The sequence below is a fragment of the Cetobacterium sp. genome, assembly GCF_051658645.1.
Lineage (GTDB): Bacteria > Fusobacteriota > Fusobacteriia > Fusobacteriales > Fusobacteriaceae > Cetobacterium_A.
Window position 1 is genome coordinate 1 of record NZ_JBOFMZ010000070.1, and the last position, 5,568, is coordinate 5,568.

General features: G+C 27.6%; 6 protein-coding genes. All 6 read left to right on the forward strand.

Annotated features, from left to right (window positions below):
• Positions 1-275 (forward strand): hypothetical protein (locus tag ACRCZX_RS09030; protein WP_438580946.1); only part of this gene is annotated, 275 nt, incomplete at its 5' end.
• A gap of 156 nt (positions 276-431) precedes the next feature.
• The gene (locus ACRCZX_RS09035; protein ID WP_438582604.1) at positions 432-1,982 is read left to right on the forward strand and encodes a type I restriction-modification system subunit M; all 1,551 of its coding nucleotides are present in this window, start codon (positions 432-434) and stop codon (positions 1,980-1,982) included.
• Positions 1,983-2,588: a protein adenylyltransferase Fic gene (gene fic / locus ACRCZX_RS09040; protein ID WP_438582605.1), complete on the forward strand. Its 606-nt coding sequence runs from the start codon at positions 1,983-1,985 to the stop codon at positions 2,586-2,588. It abuts the gene before it with no gap.
• A 1-nt stretch (position 2,589) separates the two neighbouring features.
• Positions 2,590-3,837, forward strand: coding sequence for a restriction endonuclease subunit S (locus ACRCZX_RS09045; protein WP_438582606.1), 1,248 nt, complete (start codon positions 2,590-2,592; stop codon positions 3,835-3,837).
• 469 nt (positions 3,838-4,306) lie between these two features.
• Positions 4,307-4,633 (forward strand): hypothetical protein, encoded by a 327-nt coding sequence (locus tag ACRCZX_RS09050; RefSeq protein WP_438582607.1) that lies wholly within the window; start codon positions 4,307-4,309, stop codon positions 4,631-4,633.
• The coding region (locus tag ACRCZX_RS09055; protein ID WP_438582608.1) for a replication initiation protein at positions 4,623-5,568 on the forward strand (946 nt) is incomplete at its 3' end. The genes ACRCZX_RS09050 and ACRCZX_RS09055, both read left to right, overlap by 11 nt.

Consider the following 5,568-nt stretch of genomic DNA (forward strand, 5'->3'; position numbering starts at 1 on the left):
AAAAAAATGAAAATATGCTGAATAACTCTTCTGAAACTGATAAAACCCTCTTTCAAAACGTTGAACCTGTAGAATCTAGCGAATCAATGGATGATATATCTGAAATTAAAAAGAAGATTTTAGAAGCTTTAGAATTAGCAGATATTGTTTATTCTTACAGTGAAGATGCTAAAAAAGAGTTATTGCTTAGTATTTTGAAAGAAGTTATTGCAATAAGAAACGAGGGTATTTTAACAGCTAAAAAACTTACCGAAGTGATAGGTAATCATTTTTAATTATCCAAAATTTACAGACACTTTAAAACACAAAAAATTAAAGTAATCAAAAAATGCAATGAGTTTATTGGAGATATTGAAGAAAAAAAATTATAGAAATAAGAAAAAATGTTATAATTAATAGAATTGATTTATATAAAAACTGGAGGAATAAAAATGTCGAGTACAGCACAAAGAGCAGAGTTGCAATCACAGATTTGGAAAATAGCGAATGATGTTCGTGGTTCAATAGACGGATGGGATTTTAAACAATATGTTTTAGGAACGTTATTTTACAGATTTATTAGTGAAAACTTTTCTAATTACATCGAAGCTGGAGATGATAGCTTTAAATATGCAGATTTAAATGATGATGTTATAACTGATGAAATTAAGGACGATGCAGTAAAAACAAAAGGTTATTTTATTTATCCAAGCGAACTTTTCAGTAACATTGCTAAGAATGCAAATACGAACGAAAGTTTAAATACAGATTTAGCAAGTATATTTTCTGCTATTGAAAGTTCTGCAAATGGATATCCATCTGAATCGGATATTAAAGGATTGTTTGCTGATTTTGATACTACAAGTAATAGATTGGGAAGTACTGTTAGAGATAAAAATAGTCATTTAGCAGCTGTTATTAAAGGTGTTGATGGTCTTAACTTTGGAGATTTTGAAGATAATCATATAGACTTATTCGGTGATGCTTATGAGTTTTTAATCTCTAACTATGCTGCAAATGCTGGTAAATCTGGAGGAGAGTTTTTTACACCTCAAAGTGTTTCTAAACTTATTGCAAAATTAGCAACACACAATCAAACGAGCATCAATAAAATTTATGACCCAGCTGCTGGTTCAGGTTCATTATTATTACAAGCTAAAAAGCAATTTGATGACCATATTATTCAAGATGGTTTTTATGGACAAGAAATTAATCATACAACATACAATTTAGCTCGTATGAATATGTTTTTACATAATGTAAACTATGATAAATTTGATATTAGATTAGGAAATACACTTTCAGAACCACATTTTGGAGATGAAAAACCTTTTGATGCAATTGTATCAAATCCACCGTATTCAGTTAATTGGATTGGTAGTGATGACCCAACTCTTATTAATGACGAACGTTTTGCTCCAGCTGGAGTTTTAGCACCAAAATCTAAAGCTGACTTTGCTTTTGTGCTACATTGCTTAGATTATCTTTCAGCTAAAGGACGTGCTGCTATAGTTTGTTTCCCTGGAATATTCTATCGTGGTGGTGCTGAGCAAAAGATTAGAAAATATTTAGTTGATAACAACTACGTTGAAACTGTTATATCGTTAGCTCCAAACCTTTTCTTTGGAACATCAATAGCGGTTAATATATTGATATTATCTAAAAGTAAAAAAGATAGTAAAACTCAATTTATAGATGCAAGTGGTGAAAACTTCTTTAAAAAAGAAACAAATAATAATATCTTAACAGAGGAGCACGTTGAAGAAATTCTAAGAATATTCGATAAAAAAGAAGATATCCAGTATGTTTCAATATCTGTCGACACTGATAAAATAGCAGAAGAGAACTACAGTCTTTCTGTAAACACTTATGTAGAAGCAGAAGACACGAGAGAGGTTATAGATATAAAAGAGCTAAATGCTAAAATTGAAAAGACAGTTAGCAATATAGATAGACTTCGTCTTGAAATAGATAAGATAGTCTCTGAAATTGAGGTGGAGTAGTTGATTTTAGAAAACAAACTGAATATTACTAGTCAAATAGAGCTTTCAAAAGTAGAAGAAAAGATTAGTAAGCAAAAAGCTAAACAGCTTTATGACTCTGGGGATATTAAAAAGGTGAAAATTGGAACTTTTGAAGGGCTTCAATATATTCATGAATATCTATTCGGAGATATTTATCATTTTGCTGGGAAAATTAGAACGGTTAATATAGCTAAAAATAACTTTCGTTTTGCTCCTTTGATGTATTTAGAGCACTCTTTAAAATATATAGATAAAATGCCTGAAACAACATTCCATGAAATTATCCAGAAATATGTTGAGATGAATATTGCTCACCCTTTCCGTGAAGGAAATGGAAGAGCAACTCGTATATGGCTTGATTTGATATTAAAAGAAAATATTATGAGAGTAATTGATTGGAATTTAGTAGATAAAGATGAATATTTATCAGCTATGGAGAGAAGTGTTGTTAAAGATATAGAGATTAAATACCTCTTGAAATCAGCTTTAACTAGTGAAATAGACGACCGTACTCTATTTATGAAAGGTATTGACGTTAGTTATTACTACGAGGGTTATAGTGAATACAACACAGAGGAGGTTTAATATGAGTAGTAAACTAGTAGAATTAATAGATAAACTATGCCCTGATGGGGTTGAATATAAAGAATTTGGAAAATTGGCTAAAATATTGAGAGGAGCATCACCAAGACCAATCAGTAAATTTATAACTTTAGATAAAGAAGGTGTCAATTGGATTAAAATTGGTGATATTAATACAGGAGATAAATATGTCACTTGTTCGAAAAATAAAATAACAGAAGAAGGTGCAAAAAAATCTAGATTTGTAAAAAAAGGAGACTTTATATTATCAAATTCTATGAGCTTCGGAAGACCATATATTTTAGCTATTGATGGTTGTATTCATGATGGATGGCTATCTATTAGTGAATTTGAAAAATACTTTATTTCTGATTTCTTATATTATTTATTAAGTTCAAATAAAATTCAAAAGGTAATGGCTCAAAAAGCTTCATCTGGTGGTACTGTTCAAAATTTAAATGCTGATATAGTAAAAAATATTGAATTACCTCTCCCTCCACTGGCGGTACAAGAGGAGATTGTACGTATTTTAGATACATTTACAGAGCTTACAACAGAGCTTACAACAGAGCTTACAACAGAGCTTACAGCGAGAAAACAGCAGTATGAGTATTATAGAGATAGCTTATTGATTAATAATAAACTTTCAGAAAGAGTATTGCTCAATAATGTAATTAAAAAAGGATGTTCAGGAGGAACTCCTAGAAAAGGAGAAGAAAAGTTTTATTTAAATGGAACGATACCTTGGTTAAGAACACAAGATGTTAAGTTTAATGAAATTTTTGAAGTTAAAAGTTTTATAACTGAAGAAGCAGTAAAGAAAACATCTGCAAAATGGATACCATCTAATTGTGTGATTGTTGCTATTTCTGGTGCAACAGCTGGTAGATGTGCAATAAATAAGATTCCAACAACAACAAATCAACACTGTTATAATATGGAAATAGATGAGACTAAAGCACTTTATAAATATGTATATTATTGTGTTTGTAGTCAATACGAAGAATTACTTTCAAGAAAACAAGGCGCAAGAGGAGATTTAAATTCTACATTGATAACAGGAATTGAAATCCCTTTACCTTCTTTAAAAGAACAACAACGTATTGTAGATATACTAGATAGATTTGATACTCTTACAAATGATATAAAAACAGGATTACCAGCAGAGATAGAGGCAAGAAAGCAACAGTATGAATATTACCGTGATAAACTCCTTACTTTCAAAAAGTTGGAGAGAGAAAATATAAATTAATATATGATAGGAGATTATATTTTATAGTCTCCTATTTTTAATAAAAATCTATTGTTAAAAATACCGTTTAAAACCTCTCAGAGTCCCTTGGTGCTCGTTCAAACAATTTTTAGGTAAACTATTTAAAAAACTCTAATTAGGCTTTTAAAAGCTTTTTAGCTAATTTTATATTTTTGATATTATATTATTTAAGATTTTTTAAATTTAAAAAAATACATACTTTTTTCTTGTTTGTATATTTATAGATTTAATAATTTACGTGTGTCCTTTTTTTGTATAAAACCTAGTAAAATCAATGTCTAAATCAAATTGATAGCAAAAAAAAAACGACAAATTGATTAAAATTAACGACAAATTGATTAAAATTAACGACAAATTGATTAAAATATCAGACAACACATATTGACTTGTCGTATTTTTTTTGTTATATTATAGATAAAAACAATAGTATTTATAAGGAGTTTAGAGCATGAAACCAACTTTTTCAAAAGAAGAATATATAGTTATAATAAAGAAGTATTTAGCAGAAAAAATGAAAAATAGAGATGTATTAGAATTTAGAAATTTGTCTGATGAAAAATTTCCACAAGTATTTTTTCAAAAAAGAGTTGATAAGTATTTACTTACTGATTCAATGCTTGGAGTTTGTTTTATCAAAGATGATGATAAATTAATTACTTTGGATTCAACTATTGAAGTAATGCAAGAACTTTTATCAAATGGATATAAGATTCAAAATATAGATAAAGAACTTATATCCAATGGACTAATGAGAGGAAAAAATAATGCAAACTAAAAAATTATATAAGAGAAATGAGTTAATTCAAATAGCCCCAGTTGATAGTTCTCAGCAGCTATCTTTATCAACACATTTAGCATATAATTTAATACTAGAAAAAGCTCATAAATTTTATAATGATCCAGATAGAAAGAGTGATGTTTTTGAAATTGGTTTTTTAGAACTAACCGATTATAGTGGAGTAACTAACAATCAGTTTAAAGTGAAATTAAAAGAAAATCTATTGAATTTGTTATCAACAAAAGTATATACCTATGACAATAAATATATAAAAACATATTTTAATTTGTTATCTCAATTTGAAATAAAAAATAATTTTATAAAGCTTGCATTACCACCAATATTGATAGAAAATCTATTGAAAAATAATTATTATACTTGTTTAAATTTAATAGAACTTCAAAATTTCAAAAGTAAATACACTGTTATTATTTTTGAAATGTTAAAAAGATACAATAATAATATTCCAAAATTAGAAATCAGTAAATTAAAAAAGATTCTTTCTTATCCTGAAACATACAATAATTTTGATATTAAAAGAAGAGTTTTAGAGCAAATTAAAAAAGAATTATTTCAAAAAAATAATATAGTTTTAGATTGGAAAATTGAAAAAATTGGTACAACTTGGAAATCTATAAAGTTTTCAGCTCTTCAATTAACAGAAGCAATAGAAAAAAAAGAATTATCAGAAAAGCTCGTAAAAGCAATCGAAAAAGCTCGTAAAAATAGGTTTGTAGATTTAGTTTACTCTCAAAAAGCTATGGATAAAATTATAACGAAGTATGAAGAAGTCGATGTTATAAAAGGCTTAAATGAACTGTACAAATATAACTCTGAAATTAAGAATTTTTCTAAGATTTTGATTTCTAAAATTGATGACATTAAAAATTCTAAGATAGAGTTAATCAAAACAAAGGTTAGAATTAAAGTTA